This window comes from Flavobacterium sp. B330r (assembly GCF_056824325.1).
Genome location: NZ_CP124860.1, coordinates 3,254,871 through 3,280,087, shown reverse-complemented (window position 1 = coordinate 3,280,087; position 25,217 = coordinate 3,254,871). Strand labels below are relative to the sequence as shown.

22 protein-coding genes are annotated in these 25,217 nt (G+C 34.6%); 12 read left to right on the top strand and 10 right to left on the bottom strand.

Annotated elements, in window-relative coordinates:
• Window positions 1–36: 36 nt before the first annotated feature.
• Entirely contained in the window at window positions 37–579 is a 543-nt protein-coding gene (locus tag QLQ95_RS14465; RefSeq protein ID WP_320493892.1) for a lipocalin family protein, read from the bottom strand.
• A 265-nt stretch (window positions 580–844) separates the two neighbouring features.
• On the opposite strand from QLQ95_RS14465, the gene QLQ95_RS14460 reads away from it, so the two are divergent.
• Window positions 845–1,414 carry a hypothetical protein gene (locus QLQ95_RS14460; protein ID WP_482500364.1) on the top strand — a complete coding sequence of 190 codons (570 nt, stop codon included), beginning with the start codon at window positions 845–847 and terminating at the stop codon, window positions 1,412–1,414.
• Window positions 1,415–1,472: 58 nt separating this feature from the next.
• Here QLQ95_RS14460 and lpdA read toward each other — a convergent pair whose 3' ends face one another.
• Both lpdA and QLQ95_RS14450 read right to left on the bottom strand, forming a co-directional pair.
• Window positions 1,473–2,876 (bottom strand): dihydrolipoyl dehydrogenase, encoded by a 1,404-nt coding sequence (gene lpdA / locus QLQ95_RS14455; protein ID WP_320493890.1) that lies wholly within the window; start codon window positions 2,874–2,876, stop codon window positions 1,473–1,475.
• Window positions 2,877–3,263: 387 nt separating this feature from the next.
• Window positions 3,264–3,722 carry an Lrp/AsnC family transcriptional regulator gene (locus tag QLQ95_RS14450; protein WP_095931859.1) on the bottom strand — a complete coding sequence of 153 codons (459 nt, stop codon included), beginning with the start codon at window positions 3,720–3,722 and terminating at the stop codon, window positions 3,264–3,266.
• A gap of 325 nt (window positions 3,723–4,047) precedes the next feature.
• Here QLQ95_RS14450 and QLQ95_RS14445 point away from each other — a divergent pair, with 325 nt between their 5' ends.
• Window positions 4,048–5,292, top strand: a complete 1,245-nt coding sequence (locus QLQ95_RS14445; RefSeq protein WP_482500363.1) for an aminotransferase class I/II-fold pyridoxal phosphate-dependent enzyme — start codon at window positions 4,048–4,050, stop codon at window positions 5,290–5,292.
• Between the two features lie 241 nt (window positions 5,293–5,533).
• Here QLQ95_RS14445 and QLQ95_RS14440 read toward each other — a convergent pair whose 3' ends face one another.
• Complete coding sequence (locus tag QLQ95_RS14440) at window positions 5,534–6,628, bottom strand: DUF695 domain-containing protein (RefSeq protein WP_482500362.1); 1,095 nt, start codon at window positions 6,626–6,628, stop codon at window positions 5,534–5,536.
• Between the two features lie 148 nt (window positions 6,629–6,776).
• A complete protein-coding gene (locus QLQ95_RS14435; protein WP_095931867.1) occupies window positions 6,777–8,711 on the bottom strand; it encodes an amino acid permease in 1,935 nt (644 codons plus the stop codon).
• Between the two features lie 364 nt (window positions 8,712–9,075).
• Between QLQ95_RS14435 and QLQ95_RS14430 the strand changes: the two genes are divergently transcribed.
• Window positions 9,076–10,236 (top strand): Gfo/Idh/MocA family protein, encoded by a 1,161-nt coding sequence (locus QLQ95_RS14430; RefSeq protein ID WP_482500361.1) that lies wholly within the window; start codon window positions 9,076–9,078, stop codon window positions 10,234–10,236.
• Between the two features lie 243 nt (window positions 10,237–10,479).
• Here the strand turns inward: QLQ95_RS14430 and QLQ95_RS14425 are convergent, their stop codons facing one another.
• Together QLQ95_RS14425 and QLQ95_RS14420 are read right to left on the bottom strand one after the other, a co-directional pair.
• The gene (locus tag QLQ95_RS14425) at window positions 10,480–13,386 is read right to left on the bottom strand and encodes an FAD-binding and (Fe-S)-binding domain-containing protein (protein ID WP_482500360.1); all 2,907 of its coding nucleotides are present in this window, start codon (window positions 13,384–13,386) and stop codon (window positions 10,480–10,482) included.
• A gap of 280 nt (window positions 13,387–13,666) precedes the next feature.
• A complete protein-coding gene (locus QLQ95_RS14420; protein WP_482500359.1) occupies window positions 13,667–14,110 on the bottom strand; it encodes a DUF6896 domain-containing protein in 444 nt (147 codons plus the stop codon).
• 370 nt (window positions 14,111–14,480) lie between these two features.
• Between QLQ95_RS14420 and QLQ95_RS14415 the strand changes: the two genes are divergently transcribed.
• The 3 genes from QLQ95_RS14415 (at window position 14,481) to QLQ95_RS14405 (ending at window position 16,320) form a co-directional block, all read left to right on the top strand.
• Window positions 14,481–15,455, top strand: a complete 975-nt coding sequence (locus QLQ95_RS14415) for an IS110 family RNA-guided transposase (RefSeq protein ID WP_320494668.1) — start codon at window positions 14,481–14,483, stop codon at window positions 15,453–15,455.
• A 100-nt stretch (window positions 15,456–15,555) separates the two neighbouring features.
• Window positions 15,556–15,900: a hypothetical protein gene (locus QLQ95_RS14410; RefSeq protein ID WP_428237949.1), complete on the top strand. Its 345-nt coding sequence runs from the start codon at window positions 15,556–15,558 to the stop codon at window positions 15,898–15,900.
• A gap of 186 nt (window positions 15,901–16,086) precedes the next feature.
• Window positions 16,087–16,320 carry a hypothetical protein gene (locus tag QLQ95_RS14405; protein ID WP_066035086.1) on the top strand — a complete coding sequence of 78 codons (234 nt, stop codon included), beginning with the start codon at window positions 16,087–16,089 and terminating at the stop codon, window positions 16,318–16,320.
• An 89-nt stretch (window positions 16,321–16,409) separates the two neighbouring features.
• Here QLQ95_RS14405 and QLQ95_RS14400 read toward each other — a convergent pair whose 3' ends face one another.
• From QLQ95_RS14400 to QLQ95_RS14390, 3 genes are read right to left on the bottom strand one after another with little or no spacing between them, the layout of a single operon-like run.
• Entirely contained in the window at window positions 16,410–16,784 is a 375-nt protein-coding gene (locus QLQ95_RS14400; protein WP_482500358.1) for a hypothetical protein, read from the bottom strand.
• Window positions 16,785–16,817: 33 nt separating this feature from the next.
• Window positions 16,818–17,774 carry a DUF3137 domain-containing protein gene (locus QLQ95_RS14395; RefSeq protein WP_482500357.1) on the bottom strand — a complete coding sequence of 319 codons (957 nt, stop codon included), beginning with the start codon at window positions 17,772–17,774 and terminating at the stop codon, window positions 16,818–16,820.
• Window positions 17,774–18,331, bottom strand: a complete 558-nt coding sequence (locus tag QLQ95_RS14390; protein WP_095931747.1) for a LemA family protein — start codon at window positions 18,329–18,331, stop codon at window positions 17,774–17,776. The genes QLQ95_RS14395 and QLQ95_RS14390 overlap by 1 nt, the downstream gene beginning before the upstream one ends.
• 208 nt (window positions 18,332–18,539) lie before the next feature.
• On the opposite strand from QLQ95_RS14390, the gene QLQ95_RS14385 reads away from it, so the two are divergent.
• The 6 genes from QLQ95_RS14385 (at window position 18,540) to QLQ95_RS14360 (ending at window position 25,194) form a co-directional block, all read left to right on the top strand.
• Window positions 18,540–19,748: an anhydro-N-acetylmuramic acid kinase gene (locus QLQ95_RS14385; RefSeq protein ID WP_482500356.1), complete on the top strand. Its 1,209-nt coding sequence runs from the start codon at window positions 18,540–18,542 to the stop codon at window positions 19,746–19,748.
• A gap of 165 nt (window positions 19,749–19,913) precedes the next feature.
• Window positions 19,914–21,485: a glycoside hydrolase family 10-like protein gene (locus QLQ95_RS14380; protein ID WP_320495649.1), complete on the top strand. Its 1,572-nt coding sequence runs from the start codon at window positions 19,914–19,916 to the stop codon at window positions 21,483–21,485.
• Window positions 21,472–22,743: an MFS transporter gene (locus tag QLQ95_RS14375; protein WP_482500355.1), complete on the top strand. Its 1,272-nt coding sequence runs from the start codon at window positions 21,472–21,474 to the stop codon at window positions 22,741–22,743. Before QLQ95_RS14380 ends, QLQ95_RS14375 begins: the two co-directional genes overlap by 14 nt.
• A gap of 21 nt (window positions 22,744–22,764) precedes the next feature.
• Window positions 22,765–23,106, top strand: coding sequence for a hypothetical protein (locus tag QLQ95_RS14370; RefSeq protein WP_379797308.1), 342 nt, complete (start codon window positions 22,765–22,767; stop codon window positions 23,104–23,106).
• Between the two features lie 25 nt (window positions 23,107–23,131).
• Window positions 23,132–23,578, top strand: coding sequence for a GNAT family N-acetyltransferase (locus QLQ95_RS14365; RefSeq protein ID WP_320495651.1), 447 nt, complete (start codon window positions 23,132–23,134; stop codon window positions 23,576–23,578).
• A gap of 2 nt (window positions 23,579–23,580) precedes the next feature.
• Complete coding sequence (locus QLQ95_RS14360) at window positions 23,581–25,194, top strand: glycoside hydrolase family 3 protein (RefSeq protein WP_482500354.1); 1,614 nt, start codon at window positions 23,581–23,583, stop codon at window positions 25,192–25,194.
• The last annotated feature ends 23 nt before the right edge of the window (window positions 25,195–25,217 follow it).

The following is a 25,217-nucleotide window of genomic DNA, read 5'->3' as shown; positions in this document are numbered from 1 at the left end:
AAAAGCCCGTCAAGTTTATACCTGACGGGCTTTTGTTTAATTCGCTTTATCCTGTTTAACCCAAACCAAATCGGTTACATTATATCCAATTTCCTGAGCTTTGATAAGATAATCTGCTTTTACACTTTCTGGAATTGTTTTTTCTCTAGAAAGTATCCACATGTATTTTAAACTTTCTCCAGCCACAAGCGCGTATTTATAATCTGGATCGATTGCTACGACGTTATAACCAGAATAAAAAGGACCAAAAAATGAGACTTTCAGCATACCAATATTGTCTTTTTTGACAAATCTAGCTTTCCCGACACTTTGTTCCCATTTGTCTTTTTTGACATTATAGCCCTTATTATCGACTTTTATAGTTTTATCTTCGTTTAAAGAATATTCGGCAGTTACATTATTCAAATCTCTCTCCCATTTGTAATCTAATCTGGCAATTTCGTACCATTTTCCGAGATATTTATTGCTGTCAAAGTTTGTTACAGCCTGTGCATTTTTTGGAATTCCGCTTCCACAAGAGTACAATGCGATTCCAATTCCTGCTCCAATTAGAATCGGAGCGATATATTTACTTTTCATAATACTATCTTTTTAATAATCATAAAGATAACACCTGAAATACACATCTAATTTACAAAATTTTTCTTCAAGTTTATATTTTTAAGCAGCAAAAAAATAAGGGATTTTGAAAATTTCGATAAAGTTTTTACAACTTGAGTTACAAACCATTAAATTTGACACACAATCAATAACTCAAAAATGAGAATCCATCTATTACTATTCTTTATTTTATTTTCTCTTACTAGCCAATCTCAAACTATACAAACAGTAGATTCTTTAAACAATGAAATATGCCAGTCATTTGGCTGAAAACAAAATTTTAAATAACGAAATAAGACTTCATAGCATTAATAAATCTCATGTCATGCCTTTTTTGGCAAAATTTAAAGATACGATCGCACAGCGAAAAGCTTTTGAAAAAATGATTTATCGTCTTCAAAAAAACTGTAATGAATTTAATGCGCTTTTCCCTAAAGATTCAATACAAAATGACTGGGGAATGCAAAACGAAAAACCTGTAGGTCATGTATCTAAGGAGCAATGCAATACTTTTGACGAAAGCAAAAAATTTCACTACTGGGAAGAAAGAGGAAAAAAAGTCGAGGTAACTATAAATGGAAATCTTTGGATAGAAAAATTCGGCGATAATACTTTCTCGAAGTTGTTGTATCGAAAAAGAAACAATTGCGAATTTGAACTTGAGTTTATTGAAAGCAATAATTTGCCACGAAAAAACCTTAGTGTAAAGGGTGATAAATATCGATACAAAATTTATGATGAAGAAGAAAACATTTACAGCGTTTACTCCAAAAACAAAGAAACCTATTATACTTTCAAATTAATAAAAGAATAAAAAAACCGTCAGAATCCATTTGGAACTGACGGTTTTTCTTTTATGATTAACGTAAAAATTATACGTGTAACGCTCTATTTTCTGTAGCTGCCAAAGCTGCTTCTTTTACCGCTTCCGCGAAAGTTGGGTGTGCATGGCTCATTCTTGAAATATCTTCAGCAGAAGCTTTGAATTCCATTGCAGTAACTGCTTCAGCAATTAAATCTGCTGTACGAGCACCAATCATGTGAACTCCTAAAACCTCATCTGTTTTCTCATCAGCCAAGATTTTTACGAATCCGTCTAAGTCAGCACTTGCTCTTGCACGTCCTAACGCTTTGAACGGGAAACTTCCTGATTTGTATTTCACTCCAGCTGCTTTCAATTGCTCTTCAGTTTGTCCAACTGCAGCAACCTCTGGCCAAGTGTACACTACACCAGGAATTAAGTTATAATCGATATGTGGTTTTTGACCTGCTAAAATTTCAGCAACCATTACTCCTTCTTCTTCCGCTTTGTGCGCTAACATTGCTCCACGAACAACGTCACCAATTGCGTAGATATTTGGAACACTAGTTTGTAAATGATCGTTTACTTCAACTTGTCCTCTGTCTGAAATTTTCACTCCAGCTTTGTCAGCGTTTAATCCGTCTGTGTAAGGACGACGACCAACAGAAACTAATGAATAATCTCCTTCAAGAGTAATCGTTTCTCCTTTTGCATTTTCAGCTTGAACTACAACAGCATCGCCGTTTCTTTCAACTGATTTTACTTTGTGAGAAACGTAGAATTTCATTCCTTGTTTTTTCAACACTTTAGTCAATTCCTTAGACAATGAACTATCCATTCCAGGAATAATTCTGTCCATAAATTCAACTACAGAAACCTGAGCTCCTAAACGAAGGTAAACTTGTCCAAGCTCGATTCCGATAACTCCACCACCGATAATCACTAAGTGTTTTGGAACTTCTTTTAAAGCTAAAGCTTCAGTAGAAGTAATGATTCTTTCTTTATCAATTTTGATGAATGGTAAAGAAGATGGTTTTGATCCTGTAGCAATTACAGTATATTTTGCTTCGATAGTTTCTGATGTTCCATCTGCTTTTGCAACTGCGATGTGCGTTGCGTCTACGAAAGAACCTAAACCATTGAAAACAGTAATTTTATTTTTATCCATTAAGTAGTTGATACCACCTACAGTTTGATCTACAACGGCTTGTTTGCGCGCGATCATTTTCTCTAAATTGATTTTTACATCTCCAGAAACTTCAATTCCGTGATCTGCGAAATGAGCAATTTCAGCATAATGATGAGAAGAAGATAATAATGCTTTTGAAGGAATACAACCTACGTTAAGGCAAGTTCCGCCTAATGAATTATATTTTTCTACAATTGCAGTTTTGAAACCTAATTGTGCGCAACGAATTGCTGATACATATCCTCCAGGACCTGAACCTATAATGACTACGTCAAATGAACTCATAGTATTTTGTTTTTATTTTAGCGGTTACAAAATTAAGCAATAAAGTTCTGTTTGAGGTTTAATTTTCAATGTTTTTTGTGTGAAATTTTGGAGGAAGGTTTTACCGCAAAGGGCGCTAAGAATTACGCAAAGGTCGCTAAGTTTTTTGTTTTTTTAATCTCGCAATCCCGATAGCTATCGGGAGCAGAGTCGCAAAGTTTATACCCATGCTTGTCATCCTGAGGAACGAAGGATCACACTAGAAGCTCCGCATGCAAAATCGCAAATCTTTGTAGAGTTTCGCGTGTGATCCTTCGTTCCTCAGGATGACAAACAGGACGTTAGACGCACTGCTGTGCGTCTCTACATAAAATCTTTGCGCCTTGCCTCTCTGAACCTTTGAACCTCTTAGAACGAAATCACCGTCGAGTTCTTCACTTCACTAATCATAAACATACTTTGGGTGCTTCCAATATGCTGTAAAGAAGTTAATTTGGTTACCAAGAATTCTCTGTACGCTTCCATATCTTTTACTAAGACTTTTAGAATATAATCGTAATCGCCACTTACGTGATGGCATTCTAAAACTTCGTTGAGTTTGATGACTTCACTTTCGAATTTGGTTAGGAATTCTTTGGTATGCTGAATGAGTTTTAGGTGACAGAAAACTACAAACCCTTTCTCAATTTTGGATTTATCGACTAAGGCGACGTAGTTTTTAATTACTCCTTCGCGTTCTAATTTTTTAATTCTTTCATATACCGCTGTAACAGAAAGATCCAGTTTTAAGGATAATTCTTTGGTTGTTTTTTTACTGTCGGTTTGAAGCAAAACCAGAAGTTTTTTATCTGTAGCGTCTAAAGTCATTTTTGTTTGTTTTTAGAAGATGAAAGAAAATCTATTGATTGGGTTTTATTTATTCAAATTTAGATTAAAAATCATTAAAAAACACTTTTTATAGTTTTAAAATCTAATTATTCATTTCATGGTTGATTAATTTTCTCATTAGATCTTATTTTGGATAGAATTTCTTTTGAAAATGAGTGCCCTAGCCCTGATAGAAGCGACATCCTTTTGTGCCGGGGTTCGGCACAAAAGATATAGCGGATAGCAGGAAATAGCTTCTAAAAATCAACACAAGGCTCAAACAACTTGAAACTTGAAACAAATAAAAACTTGAAACTAACTAAAAATGAAAAACTTCAACCCAGCAGATAAAATTCAGGATTTACAATATTTTGGGGAATTTGGCGGTGTGAATCCGTCGATTTCGGATTCTTCGACTTATACTTTTCTTTCGGCTAAAACTATGTTTGATACTTTCGAGGGAAACATGGAAGGCTGTTACTTGTATTCGCGCCATTCATCGCCAAGTAATTTGTATTTGGATCAGGCTTTGGCAGCGATGGAAGGAACGGAAACAGCAAATGTTTCGGCTTCGGGAATGGGAGCGATTACGCCTACTCTATTGCAATTATGCGGTGCAGGCGATCACATCGTTTCGAGCCGAACTATTTATGGCGGAACTTACGCTTTTCTGAAAAACTTTACACCAAGATTCGGGATAGAAACAAGCTTTGTTGACATTACAAAATTGGATGTTGTAGAAGCTACAATTACGCCGAAAACGAAAGTTTTGTATTGCGAAACGGTTAGTAATCCACTTCTGGAAGTTGCTGATATTGCCGGATTGGCTAAAATTGCCAAAAAGCACAATTTGAAATTGGTTGTAGATAATACATTTTCGCCATTATCGGTTTCTCCTGCAAAATTGGGCGCCGATATTGTAATTCATAGTTTGACGAAATACATTAACGGAAGCAGTGATACCGTTGGCGGTGTGACTTGTGCGTCTAAAGAATTTATTAATTCGCTGAAGAATGTAAATTCTGGCGCAAGTATGCTTTTAGGGCCAACAATGGATAGTTTGCGTTCTGCAAGTGTAATGAAAAATTTGAGAACGCTTCATATTAGAATTAAACAGCATAGTCATAATGCACATTATTTGGCGGATCAGTTTGAAAAAGACGGTTTAAAAACGGTTTATCCGGGATTGAAAAGTCACCCGAGTCATGAATTGTACAAAACGATGATTAATCCCGAATATGGTTTTGGTGGAATGCTAACAATTGATGTTGGAACTTTGGAAAAAGCCAATGAATTAATGGAATTGATGCAAGAACGAAACCTTGGATATTTGGCAGTAAGCTTAGGTTTTTATAAAACGTTATTCAGCGCACCGGGAACCTCAACTTCTAGTGAAATTCCGTTAGAAGAGCAGAAAGAAATGGGATTAACAGATGGTTTGATTCGCTTTTCTATTGGATTGGATAATGATATTGATCGTACTTACGAAATGATGAAAGCTTGTATGGTTGAGCTTGGGATTTTAAATTCCGCAAAGACCAACAAAGAGGTTTTCGCAGAGATACGTTAAAACTTTTTCTCTCGCAGATTTGGCTGATTATGCCGATTTATTAATAAGGTTATAAAAAGGAGCTGTTAATCTGCAAAATCTGCGCGAGAAAATTACTCGCAATAAAGGCAAACATTACTCTATAAATAAATTTGCACATTTTTTATTAGATCGTTTGAATCCGCTGGAGATTTTCTCTAAGCGGATTTTTTTTATCGAAAAAAAAGCCGTTTTGAATATTCTCAAAATGGCTTTTTGTACTTTATCTTGGCTCGTAATGTCTAAACGTTTGCCAGTATTTGTCTTTGTAGATTTCGTAACTTATTTCGAATGAACCAGCGTGTTTTTTAATTAATTCATCTGCCACTTTTGTTGGCTTTCTAAAGTCTTTGCAGGCAAAAAAGATTTCCCTCCTGTTTGCCAGTGTTTCCCTTCCTACATTTAAATAACCTTCCAGGTCTTTAAGATCTAATACAACTTCATCTTCTATTTCGTTTAACAACTGATAAGTTTCTTTATCTGGCATTCCGTTATTATTGCTTCCATCAAAAAGAATGGTAATAATAAATACCCAAGGATGTGATGCTTTTTTATCCCATTGCAAAAGATCTGTGTTCATTAATCCTATAATGCCACTTCCATCTTTCGCAGTTGCTTCAAAACCTGAATAGTTATCATTTTCCGTATTATGTCTTGTGCCTTCGTATTTTTCTACAAATTCTTTTTCTCTCCAGATCAAATAATCTTTTAATTTTTCGATCGGAATTAATTCTTCTGAAATACTATTTGAACCGTCTATTTTCATGTTATCAATCAAAGTAACAGAATGCAGTTCTCCTAAATAATTGTCTAAGAAAATATAAACACCGTTGGTTATAACTTGTTTTTTTTCTTCTACAAAATCATCGTAAATAACGGTTAAGTCAATTTCATCTGGATATCCGTCATGAATGTTTGGATAAAATTTTAGATTGTCCTTATTAAATTTGAATCCTTCATAATCAATACCAATATCCTGAATGTCTGATGCTGGTTTTAATGCCGTAATTTTCCAACCTTTAATTTGAGGAGCTGCATTTACCAATTCTTCAATTGCATATATATTTCTAACTGCTCCGTCTGGCGTTAAGATTAATTCTACTGTATTATCATCTAACATTCCCGTTAGAAAATAAATTCCGTTGTGAATTTCATCCAGTTTTGGAGCCAATTTTTCAAAAAAACCTTGGTGTATGTTTTGTCTGTTTTTAACTATTGCAAAGAACTCTTTTTCATTTTTTAAAAACCAATTCCAGAAATCAGTATTAGATTGTATTGCAGCTTCTTTTTTGCCCAATATTTTATCAAGAAAACCCATGTATTACTAATTAAATTTAAAATTTTACTAAAAACAAACTTAAGGAAAAGCACTCTTAAAACATAAGAATATTTCTATAAAATACTAAGAATGCAAAAAGCCGTTCTGAAGTACTCAGAACGGCTTTTTGTAGTATATAATTTTACTTTTATCCTATATTTTCAGTATTCAGCTTACTGTTTTTTCTACTGTATGTAAAATAAATCAGTAATCCAATTATTAGCCAGATTGTAAAATAAATCCAGTTCCAAACGCTTAATTCGGCCATCATATACAGACAGCAGATTAATCCTAAAAGTGGAATTAAAGACAGATTTTTTCTGAAAGCCCAAACAGCTAATCCAACCAAAACGAATAGGAATATCCACATTGGGATTTTGTGTTTGAATAAACTGAAACCTGACTCATATTTAGCAGAATCTGCAATTGGCAATCCTTTTACAACTTCAGCATATTTAGCTTCGTCGTCTTGATATTGTCCTAATAAATGCTCTAAATCTGATGTTTCAGCGGTTTTATTGTTTGCTTCAATGCTTTCTAAATATTTGAAAACCTGCTCTGATTCTGATTTGTCTAAAGAGGTTACGATTGAAGTTGCATCATAAATCTGCGGATCGTTATTGATAAAAGCCATTGTTGCTTTGCTGTTGAAAGCAAAAGCATAATACAATCCAGCAATCATTAAAACTGGCAGAATAAATTTTGAATTAATATAAGGCGTTTTGAATTTTCCTCTTGGAATTTCAGGTTTGTTTTGTAAAACCAAAACTCCAGCACAAACTAATACAAAGGCAAATAAAGTCCCTATACTGCATAAATCGGTTACCATTGTCAGATTCAAAAACAAAGCCGGAATTGCAACCACAAATCCTGTTACAATAGTTGCAAAAGAAGGTGTTTTAAATTTTGGGTGAACCGTTGAGAATTTCTTTGGCAATAACCCATCTCGACTCATACTCATCCAAATACGAGGCTGTCCCATTTGGAAAACCAATAAAACGCTCGCCATTGCCACTACTGCACTTACGGCAATAATTCCAGACATCCATTTTAAGTCTAATTTATCGAAAACAAATGCTAAAGGATCTCCAACATTTAATTCGTGATATTTTACCATTCCGGTTAAAACCAAGGCAATTGCAATATAAAGAATGGTACAAATAATAATTGCCCACATCATTCCGCGTGGTAAATCACGTTGCGGATTTTTACATTCTTCTGCCGTTGTCGAAATAGCATCAAAACCAATATAAGCAAAGAAAACTGCAGATACTCCTTTTAAAACCCCTCCAACTCCATTTGGAGCAAAAGGATCCCAGTTTGCTGTATCTACATAAAATACACCGACAGCGATCACTAAAAGAACTACACAAAGTTTTACAACCACCATTAAATTACTCGCATTACGAGATTCTTTCATTCCTCTGTAAACCAGAGCCGTAATCAAAATAATAATGAATAAAGCTGGAATATCGGTAACAAAATGAAACGACCCTAACGTAGGCGCCGTTGTCCAAGCGGTGTGCGCTTGCTGTAAAGCTGTGCTTAAATTTTCGAATGATTTTCCGCCGCGCATTAAAGCTTCAGCATCATTATATCCGTTTGAAGCGGTTAAGTAATCCATCTGAATCCATTGCGGTAAATGAATGCCGCCACTCTGGAGAAGTCCTGTAAAATAATCACTCCACGATATGGCCACGGTTATGTTTCCGACGGCATATTCCATGATTAAAGCCCATCCGATAATCCAGGCAATTAGTTCTCCAAAAGCCACATACGAATACGTATAAGCACTTCCAGAAACGGGAACCATTGATGCAAATTCGGCATAAGCAAAAGCTGCAAAACTACAGGCAAGAGCAGTAAAAAGGAACAAAAATATTACGGCTGGCCCCCCATCTGCACTTGCTTTTCCGATGGTGCTGAAAATCCCCGCACCTACAATTGCAGCAATTCCGAAAGCAGTTAAATCTTTGGTTGTAAGGTGCTTCCCTAATGCTCCATGTCCATCTGCTTCATTTTTTGCAACCTGTTTCAGAATATCCTGCACTGTTTTTTTTCGGAATAAACTTGAAAATGCCATATATGTTTTTGCTATTATTAATTGATTTAATTCAGTTGTTCTGGTTTTATTTTGCAAATAATGCAAAAAATATCCTGATTTCAAATATATAAAACCATTTTGTTTTTCTGTGATTTTTTTTCTTGCTGCAAAGATTCTTGCCACAAAGGCACTAAGACACTAAGTTTTTTTTTCACAATCACCGTAACGATAGCGAACAGGATAATCTGCTCCAAATCAGCCAAACCTGCGTGAAACAAAAAATCTTTGCGAACCTTGCGTCAATCTTAGCGAACTTCGCGGTTAAATATTAAGCACAAATGTAACATTTATCAAAATGAGCTTACTAATACAAGTAGTATTTAATTTTTAAAGAATCATTTTTATGGAAAAAATCACGAGACGTTCTTTTGTAAATAAATTTGGACTTGGTGTTGGCGCTTCGGTTGTGATGACTACACTTCCTTCTTTTATTACCGAAACAGAAAAGGTTCACAAACCTTACACCGGAAAAAAATTAAATATTGCTTTGTGCGGTTTAGGAAACTATGCTTCATTATTAGCTGAAGGTCTTCAGGTTTCTGAATATTGCCAGCTTGCAGGAATTGTAACTGGAACACCTTCTAAAGCTGAAACATGGAAAAAGAAATATAACATTCCTGAAAAGAATATCTATAATTACGAAAACTTCGATTCAATCATAAAAAACAAAGACATTGATTTAGTATACGTTGTAACTCCAAATGCACTGCACAAAGAATTTACTGTTCGCGCTGCAAAAGCAGGAAAACATGTTATTGTCGAAAAACCAATGGCTATTACTGCTGAAGATTGTGAAGAAATGATCAAAGCCTGCAACGATAATAATGTGCAATTGGCAATGGGATATCGACTGCATTACGAACCAAATCATCTAGAAATAAAACGAATGGGACAAGAAAAAGTCTTGGGACAAGTTCGTTATATTGAAACTGGTCTGGGTTATAGTACTTATGATGTTCGTGACATAAATAAACCTGTTGATCTAAACGCCCGCAAAGAATGGAGACTGACTAAAAAATGGGCCGGCGGCGGTTGTTTGATTAATTTAGGAATTTATTGCATTCAGGTTTCGCGTTATGTTTTAGGCGAAGAACCAATTGCTGTTACAGCACAATTTGGACATGTCAATAACAAAAATATGTTTTCTCAAGTTGAAGAAAATATCACTTGGCAAATGGAATTCCCTAGCGGTGCCGTGGCGAATTGCAGCAGTTCGTGTGGTTTTGGAATTGATCGTTTTTACGCTGCCGCAGATGAAGGTTTCTTCGAAATGAGTCCTGCGGTGAGTTATGGCCCTTTTGTAGGTAAAAGATCTGATGGAAAACCATTTAATTTTCCTGTGATAAACCAACAGCAAACCCAAATGGATGAAATTTGTAAAGTGATTTTAGCAAACCAAAAACTTCCCAATCATATTACTGGTGAAGAAGGAATTAAAGACGTTCGAATCATTAATGCCATTTATAAAGCCGCTGAAACTGGCAAAAAAGTAAGCTTGAAATAATTTTATTTTTCTCGCAGATTAAAAGGATTAAAACGATTTTTCCAATCTTTATCTAACTAATTTTTCACGCAAATTTTACAGATTTAGGCAGATTTAATTTTAAACCAGAGATAACTAATAATCTGCGATTATCTGCTTCAATCTGTAAAATCTGCGTGAAATAAAAATCTTTTTAATCCTTTAATCTGTAGCAAAAAAATCTTAGCGCTCTTTGCGTAATTCTTTGCGACCTTTGCGGTTAATTTACTTCAAACAGCTTCTCAAAATACTAACAGGATGCTGTGCTTCGCGTTTCGTTCCATCATAAATTTGATGGCGACAGCTTGTTCCTGCAGCGGCGATTTTTACATTTTCGGCAGTGTTACGCACTTTAGGAAATAAAGTATCCTCACCCATTTGCATACTCACTTGATAATGTTCTTTTTCATAACCAAAAGAACCCGCCATTCCGCAGCAGCCTGAATTGTAAATTGTAACCGTATTATTTTTAGGAAGATTCAGCATAGCAAAAGTTGCTTCAACAGAACTCAATGATTTTTGGTGGCAATGTCCGTGAATCTTAATTTCTTTACTTTCTTCTGAAAAAGAATCGGCTGTGATTTTACCATCTATGATTTCTTTTTTCAAGAACTCTTCAATTGTAAAAGCATTTCTGGATAATTTCTCAGCAGCTTCTTTATCATCGGCTAAACGAAGATATTCATCTCTAAAAGTCAAAATCGCCGAAGGTTCAATTCCAATTAAAGGTGCATTTCCTAGAACGAGATCTTTAAAAATATTTACGTTATGATTCGCAATTTTCTTCGCTTCTTCCAAAAATCCTTTTGAAAGATACGTTCTTCCGCTTTCCTCATGATCGACAACCAAAACCTGATAACCTAATTTCGTCAATAATTCGAAAGCATCGATTCCGATATTGACATCATAATAATTCGTGAATTCATCTACAAACAAATACAATCTTCCGTTTGGAAAATCGGTTTGTGACGGTTTATTATTAGCGTACCATTTTCTAAAAGTCTTTTTCGCCAATAACGGAACTTGTCTTTCTGGCGCAATTCCCATTGTTTTTTTCACCAAAGACTGATTCGAAATAAAATTCGTAATCGACGGGAATTTACTTCCCATTTTGTTCAATTTGGCATTGTTGGCAAAAATCTTATTTCGAGTAGAAAATCCGTTTGCTTTTTGATATTGGTATAAAAATTCTGCTTTTAGAGTCGCTACGTCCACGTTACTTGGACATTCGCTTGCGCAGGCTTTACAGCTTACACATAACTCAAAAACTTCGTATAGCTCTTTCTGGTCAAATTTATTTTCTTTTTCAGAATACGTTAAATATTCTCGTAACGCATTGGCTCTTGCGCGAGTCGTTTCTTTTTCGTTTCGCGTCGCACGATAACTCGGACACATTGCTCCTCCGCCAGACGGCAGTTTTCTACAATCGCCAGAACCGTTGCATTTTTCGGCGGCACGCAAAATCCCTAGACTGTCTGAGAAATCCTGAAACGTTTTAATATCCGGTTCAATTCTTCCTGAGATAACACGATGATTCTCGTCCATCTTCAAAGCGTTGACAATCTTCCCGATATTCAAAACCGAATTTGGATCGAATGCCAATTTAATTCTTTTCAGCAATTCGTAATTCTTATCGCCAATCATGAACGGAATAAACTCTCCGCGCACAATTCCGTCTCCGTGTTCACCACTTAGCGAACCTCTGTATTTTTTCACCAAATGCGCTACTTCAGTCGCGATGGTTCTGAATAATTTTAAATCAGAAGTTTTCTTTAAATTCAAAACCGGACGAAGGTGCAATTCTCCCGCACCCGCATGCGCGTAATAAATCGCTTCCTGCCCGTGACGCAACATCATCGCCGAAAACTCAGCAATATAAGCAGGCAAATCGCTCAATTCTACCGCGGTATCTTCAATAGAATCGGCTGCTTTATCGTCGCCTACAATACTTCCTAAAAGTCCAAGACCTGCTTTTCTTAGTTCGTTGGCTTTATCAATATCATTTCCGTAGATTTTTACTCGACCGTAACCAAAATTATTTTGCTCTAAATCGGCAATCAAAGCATCGGCTTGTTTTTCGGCATCTTCTAAAGTATGCGATGCGACTTCAAACAACATAATTGCTTTTGGTTCTCCAACCAAAAAGAAACGGTTTTTAATGTGTTCCCGATTGGTTTTGGTACAATCCAAAATCGTATCGTCAATCATTTCGCAAGTGTACAAATGATGTTTCATCGCCACCACAACCGACTCTAGAGATTCCTGAATGGTATGATAATGCCCGACAACCATAATGCTGTGAGGCGGTGGCAAATCATCAACTTTCAGCGTCACTTCGGTTGTAAAAGCCAGTGTTCCTTCGCTTCCGCAAAGTAATTTCCCAAGATTTATGGTGGGTTCAGTTCCGCCAAATAATTCCGATTTCAGCAGAATATCAACGGCATAACCCGTATTTCTTCTATGAATTTCAGGTTTCGGAAACTCTTTTACAATTTCTTCCTGAGCTTCTTTTATAGTAAGCTCGTCGTAAATCGTTTTGTATATCTTATTTTCTAAAGTATCGCCTTTTGTTTTTTCGATAAATTCAGCCGAAGTCAGATCTTTAAAAACCACTTCAGAACCGTCGCTTAAAAGTGCTTTTACTTCAGCAATTTTATCGCGCGTAACACCATAACGAATCGAAGTTGTCCCAGAAGAGTTATTTCCCACCATTCCGCCAATCATGGCGCGGTTTGAAGTTGATGTAATGGGTGCAAAAAATACGTCGTGAGGTTTTAAGAATAAATTCAGCTCATCGCGAATTACGCCTGGCTGAACCGTAACGGTTTTCTTTTCGGCATTGTATGAAATAATTTTTGTAAAATGCTTCGACACATCAACCACCAATCCGTCTCCTACTGCTTGTCCTGCCAGCGAAGTTCCCGCAGTTCTTGGCGTAATCGACAGCTTATGTTTTGCCGCAAATTGAATCAGTTTGGCAATATCTTCAGTCGTTTTAGGAATTGCCACCGCATTAGGCTTAATTCGGTACACCGAAGCATCGGTAGAATAAAGCGTTTTATGAAGATCATCGTATAAAAGTGTGCCTTCGAGTTCGCTTGCTAATTGCTCTAAATCCTTAAGTATTGACATTCTTGCTTTCTTTTGAAATACAAAAATAGTCATTTTTTTAGGTTCAAAGGTTAAGAGTTACAAAGGGACAAAGTTTTTTTCTCTAACTCAATTGTCACCCTGAGCGAAGTCGAAGGCTTATGAAAACAAATGCTTCTTTCTTGGAATTTGAAATTTTAAAAATTGGGATTTATTTTTTCAGGAGCTATTTCCTGCTGTCCGCTATATCTTTTACGCCGAACCCCGGCGCAAAAGGATGCCGCTCCCATCAGGGCTAGGGCACTCGGTTTCATTAGAAGATTTACTGAATAAAAAAAGACTCTTCTACAACTCTATAACATTTAAAGACACATCCAAAAGCTTTGCCTTCAACTCCTTCAATAGTTATCCAATTTAAAAGTCCTTTGTTTATAAGCTGAAACAATTCATACTCGATATAATCTTCACTATAATTTAATTTCTGATATTCTGGATGAGTTCTTATAAGTTCAGTAAGATTCCATTGAGAAAATTCGATTATATCCTTTTCAAAAATTGAAATATCGTAAGCATAAATAACTCCATCTTTTTTTGCAGTGCATCCACTTCCGTGAAAATAATATTCAATTCCGTTAATTGATCCTACTCTTTCAAAAAAAGTTCGAGAAAACGAACATGGATTTACGTTTTGTTTGTATTTATCTTTTAATAAAGCTTCGAAGCTTCTGATAAATGTAATGTAGTGTTTTAAGATTTTTTCGATCATAATTTGCAGTTCAAATCTAAATCTAATAATTCTATTTTCAAAAGAAATTTCCCAATCTTGTCATTTCGACCGAAGGGAGAAATCACAATCGTAACCACATAGATTGTCTATTATGTTTGCGGAATCCCGCGTGTGATTTCTCGTTCCTCCTTTAGATTTGTTTTTTGAAATTTTAAGTAGATTTATGATTGAGAAAGGAAGCAAAAGTAAACTGTTCGTTCCTCCGAGCTTGTGACTCATATTTCGATTAAGACTTTAGCTTCCTTTTCATCAAAGACTCAGATAGAAATTTGGGCTAGTGACCCGTTATTAAGGAGTTGAGCTTATGATGAATTTCTCAAATCATTTGTTGAATCGTAAAAGCAAAGTTATGAAAAACATTATTATCGGCATTGATATCAGCAGCAAGACTTTGGATATTTGTGTTAAAGAGGAATCAGTAAATTATTTTTCTATTGAGAATAAGATTCAGGCAATAAAGCATTTTTTCAAAAAATATTCAGGTGAAAATGTAATGATCGCTATGGAAAATACTGGCAGATACAATTGGAATCTGTTTGAAGCACTTGAAAAATTCAACTTTAAGGTTTATGTAATATCTGCTTTGCATATCAAGAAAAGCATAGGTCTTGTCAGAGGCAAAAATGATAAAATTGATGCGTTGCGAATTTGTAGTTTTATTGAAAAAAATTATCAGGAAAATAGGGAATGGAAACCAAGTTCCTGCTCCATTAAAAAGATAAAAATATTATTAACCGAAAGAGCTTTAAGAATAAAAATCAAAAAACAGCTTATGGTTCAGCAGCATGACTACAAATTAATGAAAGGCATTGCAATGGATAAAGAATTGAAAAGCTTAAACATCAAACTTATTAAAAGCATTGATGCACAGATTAAGATTATTGAAAATGATATTGAAAAAGTAATACATAATGACCAAAGTTTAAGCCAGCAACAGAAACTGATAAGATCTGTTCCTGGAGTGGGCCAAGTTCTATCATGGACATTATTATCAAAAACAGAAGGTTTTACAGTTATAACTGATCCAAGAAAAATGGCATGCTACAGCGGAGTCGTGCCTTTTGATTTTCAATCTGGAACATCATTAAAAAGAAGACCCGGAGTATCAATGCTTGCAGATAAAAACCTAAAAACCATTCTGCATTTGGCAGCAATGAGTGCAATTAGATTCGATAATGATCTGAGAAGATATTACATTAGAAAAGTTGATGAAGGAAAAAACAAAATGAGTGTTTTAAATGCTGTGAGAAACAAAATAATCCATAGAGTTTTTGCAGTAATAAAAAACCAAACCTTTTATGAAAAAGATTTGGTTTTATCATAGAAATCGAAATGACAAACTGCGTGGAAATCTTACTGAACTTATCATATCTCAAAATATCGTTTTATATTTAATCTATATTTGTAATGCTATTAATTAAATCATGGATATACTAAATCGATATGAAGTAAAATTCGTTAATACATTTGAAAAACAAATCCATAGTATTAATACTTGGCTATCCGCTTATATAAATGATCATTACACTATTGAAGAAATTGAAAGACTTTTAAACAAAAACATAAATAAAGTTCTTAATAGCGAAATAGAAAAAGGCGGAGGACAAACTCAAAGTTTATATTTTGCTGATATAACTATTTTAGAAACTAAAATTTACCATGATATGGAAGCTTGGGAATTCGATAACACTATTACACCAGATTTTACTTTACCAACTTCACATTTTAAAATTATAGTAGAAGCTTGGAGAGATTATTTATCACAATAAAAAATATAGTCTTTTTCTTACTATAAAAATATTTTTTGATATCTTTACAGTCCTAAACACAAAGAAATATGATATCAAAAAAACTTTTGCCCGTGTGGTATGGTGGCGGTATTGGAAACAACTGCAACGCACTTTGTGGCGTAGGACACCTTAGCTACGCGGGTTCTTTTCCTAAACACAAAGATTATGAGTACCAACACAATTTCAAAACAAACCGAAATCAAGCTTTTGAATTTCTTCAACGACAGAATCGATCCTGTTGAAATGGCTAAAACTTTAAGACAAGTAAATTTCACACTCGCTTTATGCGTTTTGAGCGAACATGAAACATTTCAAAGCGAAATCATCAAATTAAGAGACAGCTTTTACTGGCTCAATGAATTAGCTGAGACTTTAAATCCTTATTTGGAGGTGGAGTGATGTTTTTAAATGAAAAAAACCTCGATTAAAAAATCGAGGTTTTTTTTATAATATAATTAGTTCATTGATTTTTACTATTAGATCTAAAATTACATTAAATCCTTAAATAAAATATTCAACAAATTTTCTTCTGACTTTAAAAGCAATTCGTCAATATTATATTCAATAAAAGAAAAATCTTTCTTATCAACTAATATGCTAATCCATTTTGGTCTTGAAAACGAATAACCATCATCAAAAATAGCAACATTAAGAAAATTCCAAATATTAGAATTTACACCATTAACTTCAAAATTAGGTTGAATTATAATGGCCTTCATTATGCCATTGTCTATCCAATGAATTCTTCTTTCCTCAAATGTTCTCAAATTTTGAGGATAATCGGGTCTATCTCTAGTCAATCGCGCATTAAGCTTATTTGCTAAGTCATCCAACTTCCAATCTATATTTTCAAATCTGCTCAAATTCTAAATTTTATATATAACAAAATTTGTTTTTTACTCCTTCCCCCAAATCCTAGTATTCAGATCCAATTCATGAACAATATCCTGCATAAACCGAACAATCGAAAGATCATCAGTAAGTAAATCAGACGCTAAAAGTGAAGAATGAACTGGTGCTTCAAAGTAATTGTGAGATAGCGGAAAAGCGATATACATTTTAGAATGTATAAACGAGATCGAAATCGTTTCATCACATTTGTTATTTAAATCCAAAATTCTTTCCATCATGGCAGGCGTCAAAATGTATCGCGCTTCGATTTGATTTTTAGAATAGGTAACAAATATTTCATCAAAGACTGTATTTTCTAATTGTACTAACTCGGAGTTACCGAAACTGAAAACGTTTTTCGAAAACCATGAACCAATGGCATCTGCTATACCTTTTGGACGTACAACAGTCGAAACATTAAAATTTTTATTAAAATCAGCTACAAAAACAATTCCTTTAAAAATCGTATGCCAAGTTGTTTTTGTTCCGTTTTTAGTTCGAGTTTCCGTTTTATACTCGGCGTGGACTTCGGCAAACCAAAAAGAGGTTTTATCGACTATTCCGCTTATTAAATCTTGTGTTTTATAGCGATCTGGTCTTGTTGTAAAAAGTTCCGAACTTATAAATTCATATTCTGGAAGTCCACTTTGTGGCATTATAGTCAGCGTTTCGTTAATGTCTTTTAATGCCGCTCCAACAACGTTCATTTTATAAGCCAACTTGTATTTTATAGCATCGTCTTCTATTCTGAAATACATTACAATGGCAATAATTATAGGAACCAAACAGCCAATAATCCCCAAAGGAACAAATCGAATGATTAATCCAATAGCCAAAATCAACACTGCAAGTCCAATTAAAATGTAACAGGTTTGATAGGTTTCGGCTATTTTTTTTCGATCAACTTCTAAGGTATTCAGAATGTCTTGCAAGTTTGCTTTCGAATTTATTTCTGAATCCATTAATTATTAAATAGTTCTTTTGCACTAATATTTTTACGTTCTTCTTCTGGTGTTTCTAAAACATCAATTTTAGTATAACCCAACATTCCTGCAAACATATTACCTGGAAACATCATAATAGCATTATTATAATCGGTCACTGCTGCATTGTAAGTTCTTCTCGCAGCTGCAATTTGCTCTTCACTTTCTGTCCAAGTTGTTTGAAGATTTAAGAAATTGGTATTAGCTTTTAAATCAGGATAATTTTCTACCGTTACCATTAAACCTTTTACAGCCGAACTTAATTCAGTATCCAAACTTGCTTTTTCTTCATCAGTTAAAGTTCCTGACGTTGCTTTAGCACGAAGCTCAACAATTTTAGTTAAAGTGCTTTGTTCGTAATTTGTGTATTGCTTTACGACCTCAACAAGATTCGGAATCAAATCGAAACGTTTTTTCAGCATTACATCAATCGCCGAAAACGCATTGGTAACTTGATTTCTTTTTCCGATAAGTGAATTGTAGATTACTATTCCGATAATAAAAAGGAAAACAAAAAGTCCTATAATAACTAACATGATTTTATTTTTTTTGAATTGGTTATGAGCAAATATATAGAAAAGACGGTAAGTTTGAATTTTATTTTTTAGGATTTTTATCACAAATTCTTATTCTATAATAATGACATTCAAAAAATAAAAATTGTATAAAATCTATAGCTTTATATCCGAAATAATCCCATTTTAGCGTTATCAATAAACTGACTACTATAAAACCTCATTTTAAATGAATAAAAACATAACCGCACTCTATACTATAGCTCAAAAAGAAACTAGAAAAATATTGGGTTTAATGTCTGGAACTTCTCTCGACGGACTTGATATTGCTTTATGCGCTGTTTCTGGTTCTGGTGAAAATACGAATGTAAAGATCCTAGAATTTGAAACCTTTTCTTATTCTGAAGACATTAAAAACGAGATTAGAAAAGTATTTGCAAAAAAAACAATCGATTTTCAGCATTTGGCTTTATTAAACGAATGGATCGGAATATTGCACAGCGGCATGATTAACGATTGTCTTTCTAAATGGAATATTTCGTCAAGCGAAGTAGATTTAATTGCTTCTCACGGGCAAACCGTTTTACACGCTCCGAAGTTTTTGCATCAGCAGGAAAAATTTCCAAACGCAACTTTGCAAATTGGAGACGGAGATCATATTGCGGTAAAAACGGGAATTATCACACTTTCAGATTTCAGACAAAAACACGTTGCAGCGGGTGGCGAAGGCGCTCCTTTGGCGGTTTACGGCGATTATTTATTATTTGGCAAAAAAGGCGAGAACCGAATCATGCTCAACATGGGCGGCATCGGGAATTATACTTATCTCCCAGCCTCTCTAAACGCCGAGGAAGTTTTTGTAACTGATACTGGAACTGCAAATACGTTAATCGATATTTTTACTAAACATTATTTCCCTGAAAAAAGCTACGATAAAGATGCCGAAATTGCACAACAAGGAACTGTAAATCAAGAACTTTTAAACGAACTTAAAAAAGATGATTTCTTCCAAAAAAGCTTTCCAAAATCAATTGGTCAAGAGCTGTTTAATTTCGATTTTGTGCAGTCGGCTTTGGTAAAATGTGGCTTAGAAAATATTTCGGCATCAGATTTGCTAGCGACTTTAACACGTTTAAGCGCTGAAACTATTGCAGAAGCGATTTTTTTCACCATAAAAAACACTCCTATTCCAGCAGAAGATTTTCATATTTATATGTCTGGAGGCGGAACGAATAATCCGTTATTGGTAAAATGGCTAAAGGAATTATTGCCTTGCCAGTTTCACACCAGCGACGATTTGGGCATTTTAAGTGATGCCAAAGAAGCGGTTTTATTTGCGCTTTTGGCCAACGAAACCGTTTCTGGAGGAGATTACAATTTTGGAAACAGCAAAGGAATTCCATCGGTAACAATGGGGAAAATTTCGTTTCCTGATTAAAATTATAGCCACAAATTCACGAATTTAGCGCTAATCTATGCGAAATAAGCGCAATTAATTACACGGAATATGCCGATTGGATTATCTTCAATCATTAAAAAAATAATTCGTGAATTCGTGGCGGAAAAAAACTATTTTTGATTCTTGTTAAAATAAACATTTGAAATGCATAAAAATCAGCACTTAATATTCTTTCTTTTAATTTCATTTTTCATTACTTCGATTTCTAATGCACAGGAAAAAAACATGCATCCTAAAAACGAATTCAGAGGTGTCTGGATTGCAACGGTTGTAAACATTGACTGGCCAAAAACAAGTACAGATAATGTAGAAAAAGAAAAAGCTGATTACCTTGAAATTCTAGAAGCCTATAAAAAACTGAATTATAATGCTGTAATTGTTCAAATTAGAAGCGTTGGAGATGCTATTTATCCATCAGAATTTGCGCCTTGGTCTCGATTTTTGACAGGGAAAGAAGGTTTGGCTCCAAACCCCTACTACGATACATTGGCCTGGATGATTGAACAGGCTCATAATAGAGGTTTTGAATTTCATGCTTGGCTGAATCCGTATCGTGCGACTTTCGATTTGAATAAAAATCTTTTAAGCCCAAATCATGATCTTTTTAAACATCCAGAATGGATGATTGAATACGGCGGAAAATACTATTACGATCCTGCATTGCCAGAAGTACAGGCGCATTTAACCAAAGTCGTAAAAGAAGTCGTTGATAACTATGATATTGATGCAGTTCATTTTGATGATTATTTCTATCCTTATGCTGTTCCAGGAAAAGTGTTTAACGACAATGCTTCTTATCAAAAATATGGTTCAGGTTTAAGCCGTGCCGACTGGCGCCGTGCAAATGTGAGCAACTTTGTACATTCTATTTCAAATACAATTAAAGAAAGCAAACCTTGGGTTCAATTCGGAATTAGTCCGTTTGGGGTTTGGAGAAATAAATCTCAAGATCCAAAAGGTTCTGAAACACAATCTACATCTAACTACGACGATTTGTATGCAGATCCGATGTTATGGATGGATCAAAAATGGATCGATTATATTTTACCTCAATTGTATTGGAGTATGAATAATCCAAGAGCTTCTTATTCTAAATTGGTAAAATGGTGGTCTGAAAACTCCAATAATACCGCTATTTATATCGGTCACGCGACATACAAAATTAGAGCTGACGGAGATAAAAACTGGAATTATATGACCGAAATTCCAACTCAAATTGATTTCTTAAGAACTTTCAAAAATGTATCAGGTAGCGCTTATTTCAGCTCAAAATGGTTCATGGGGAAAAACTTCGATGTGGTTCGCCATTTAGAAGAAAATCAATACAAATATCCTGCACTTCCAGCTGCAGTTCCAAATTTAAGACACGTCATAATCGATACGCCAAAAGTATTAGAATACAGTAAAGACAGCATTAAATATAATTTCACTTTCCAAAGTCCGCTGAATACGAAAGTTCGTTATATGGTAGTTTATGGAGGCGAGCATGTTTCAAAAATTGACATTAATGATGCTACAAAAATCATCGAAAAAGTAACGGTTAAAGAAGTTGACGGAAAAATTACTTTCGCAATAGCGGCCGGAAAACTGAATCTTTACAAAGCTTGTGCTGTAACTTTTATCGATTATTATGCCAACGAAAGTTCTCCAACTGCAATAGATTTAAAAAAGCCTTTAAAAAACTATATACCAGCTCAGCCAAATGAAAACAGATAATAAACCGTGGTTTTGGATTCCGCTTCTTAACTTCGCTTCTGGATTACCGTATGCTATAATTATCTCTGTTTCGGTAATTATGTATAAAAATCTAGGAATTTCTAATGAAGATATTGGTGTTTACACCAGTTTACTTTATCTGCCTTGGGTTATTAAACCACTTTGGAGTCCGCTTATCGAATTAATCGGAACCAAAAGAAAATGGTTTCTGCTGATGCAATTAATAATTTCGATTGCCTTTCTGCTGGTTGGTTTCACCATTCCGCTCAACGGATTTTTTATCATGACACTTTCCATATTCTGGGTTGCGGCTTTTGCATCCGCTTCTAATGATATTGCCAGCGATGGTTTTTATTTATTGGTTTTACCAGAAGATAAGCAATCTTTCTTTATTGGTATTAGAAGTACTTTTTACAGACTTTCAATGCTGGCAGGAAACGGATTAGTAGTGCTTTTTGCAGGTTATTTAGAACATAAATTTGGAGACAATACAAAGGCATGGTCTTATACCATGATTTGTGTTGGTTTATTAATGGCTTTCATTACCGTTTATAATTTCATTTTCACACCAAAAAATGAAGTTAATGCAGTAAAAAACCACAAAGAAATACCAAATCAAAGTTTCGGAACCATATTTGTCAGTTTCTTCAAGAAAAAACAAATAGGGTTAATTCTAACTTTTATCTTGGTTTTCAGATTAGGAGAATCTCAATTGCTTAAAATGCTAAGTCCGTTTTTACTGGATCCAAAAGAATTAGGCGGAATGGAATTAGACACCGAAGCGGTTGGAATTATTTACGGAACTTGCGGAGTTGCAGCCTTAACAATTGGAGGTATTTTAGGCGGAATTGCAATCTCAAAACAAGGATTGACCAAATGGATGTTTCCTATGTTTTTGGCCATGCACCTTCCAATTTTAGGATTTATATTATTGGCTTTCTTTCATCCTACATCAATTTATTACATTTATGCCGTTGTAATTGTAGAGCAATTCGGTTACGGTTTTGGCTTTACCGCCTTCATGATGTATTTAATTCATGTTGCCGAAGGAGAATCAAAAACAGCACATTATGCACTGGCAACTGGTTTTATGGCATTAGGAATGATGCTTCCAGGAATGTTAAGCGGTTTTATACAAAAATATTTAGGCTATCAAAACTTCTTTGTTTGGGTTTTCTTAGCTACCATTCCAGGTCTTATTTTATCACGTTTTTTAACTTTCCCAAAAGATTTTGGGAAGAAATCAGAAGAAGTTTAACCCCCAAATCAAACTTTACCTATGGAAATCAATGAGAATTTGCAGAACGAACGCAATCTGAAAGGAACTGAGTTCGAGAAAAATGGAAATCTAGAAAAAGCGATTGAGTTGTATGAAGAAAATGTTGCAGAAGGCTTTAAAGGAAATCACCCTTATGATCGATTGGCAACGATCTACAAAAACGAAAACGATCTGGAAAATGAAATCCGCGTTTTAGAAAAAGCAATTGTGGTTTACGAAATAATCACCATTGAAGACCGATTAGAAGGATTGCCAAAGCTTTTCCGTTTTAAAAACAGATTGGAAAAAGCTCTTGAAACCAAAAAACAATTGGCTAAACAAAAGAAGGCAAAGTTGAAATAAGAATACTTTTTAACCTTTTAAAATCATGAGCATAAAACGAACCAATTCAGACGATATCGATTTTATAAATTTGGTTGCTTTACTAGATCAAGATTTAGCGATTAGAGATGGTGAAGATCATGCATTTTACAATCAGTTTAACAAAACCGATAAGATAAAACATGTGCTCGTGTATTATGAAAACAGAATTCCTGTTGGCTGTGGCGCTTTTCGCGAAAAGGAACCAGGAACAACAGAAATCAAACGAATGTATGTTCATCCTGATTATAGAAAAAAAGGTATTGCATCGGCAGTTTTAGCAGCATTAGAAATCTGGGCAAAAGAAGTTGGTTATACTTATACCATTCTCGAAACTGGAAAAAATCAGCCCGAAGCAATCAACTTATATCAAAAATTAAATTACACCATAATTCCCAATTATCCACCTTACGAGAAAATGGATAATAGTGTTTGCATGAAAAAGACTTTATAATAATGAAAATTACAGCAGAAGCATTACTACAAAAAATAGGACAATTTTTCTTTCCAGCAGTATTCATCAACGATACAGAAGAAAATATTCAGGAAACGGAACGTTTAATTGCAACACATAATATAGGAGGATTGACCTTTTTTCATAGTCGTGCGAGTGCTGCAACGAATTACGAAAGCAAGAAAAAAGTTGTTTTCAACGATGACAGTTACGAAAAAATCAAAGTACTTATTGCTCGTTATCAAAAAGCAGCTTCTACTCCACTTTTAATCAGTATTGATGCAGAATGGGGATTGGCAATGCGTATAGAAAAAACACCTCAATATCCGTACGCCATTACGCTTGGCGCATTACCAGAAAACAAATCAAGTTTAATTTATGAAGTTGGAAAACAAATTGGTTTAGATTTAAAAGCAGCTGGAATTCAGTATAATTTATCGCCTTTGGCAGACATCAACAATAACCCGAACAATCCTGTAATTGGTTATCGTTCTTTTGGTGAAAACAAAGAAAAAGTAGCCGATTTTTCGATTGAATATTTAAAAGGAATGTCGGAAGTTGGCGTTTTAGGCTGTCTGAAACACTTTCCCGGACATGGGAACACCAATGTCGACTCGCATTTAGGTTTGCCGGTTTTAAAGGAAACGCTGGAAGAATTAATGGAAAACGAATTATATCCGTTCATTAAAGGAATTGAGAACAATGTCGACTCTATTATGATTGGCCATTTGGCTGTTCCTAGTTTAAATGACGGAAAAGATACTTCTGCAACTTTATCAAAAGCCGTTATTCAAGATCTTTTGCGTGATCAATTAGGCTACGATGGCTTGGTAATTTCTGATGCTTTAAATATGCACAGCGTTTCGAAATTGTACGAAACAAAAGGCCAATTAGAATGGGAAGCTTTCAATGCTGGAAATGATGTTTTATGTTTCGCAGAAAATGTCCCCGAAGGAATTGAAGCGATTTATAAAAATGCTTCTCCAGACCGTATTTTCGAAAGTTATAATAGAATCATGAAAGCAAAAGAAAAAGCAGGAATCCTTTCTGGAAACACTGCCATTTCGGGCGAATTAAACTTCGAAAAAACATCTCAATTAAATCTTGAAATCGCTCAAAATGCAATTACAAAAATCATTGATAATGGCATTTCAGATTTAGCATTTGAAGCGCAGAAAAACAACAAATTAGCCAAACTGAGCTTATATAAAAATACCGATAATACATTCTTTAAAACTTTAAACGCAAAATTACCTTCGCCAGAATTTGCTTTTGAAAGCTTAGAAACTTCAGATATCAATTCTATGAAAACTGAGTTAGACAAATTCGAAACGATCATTATTTCCTTATTTGTTCCAAAAGCAAAACCATTAAATAATTTCGAAGTAAACGATGAAGTTTTAGAACTACTTTCTGATTTACTTCAAACCAAAAAATGCATTGTTTTCGTTTTTGGAAACCCGTACGTTTTACCACTTATTCCGAATCTAAAAAAGGCTTCGGGATTAATTCAGGCGTATCAGGATTTTGAAGAATTTCAAAAAACAGCAGGAATTCAATTTTTAGAAAAAAATAGTTGGAATGGCATTTTACCAGTAAATATTGATATTCAATAACTTAAAATACTGAATAGTCAAAA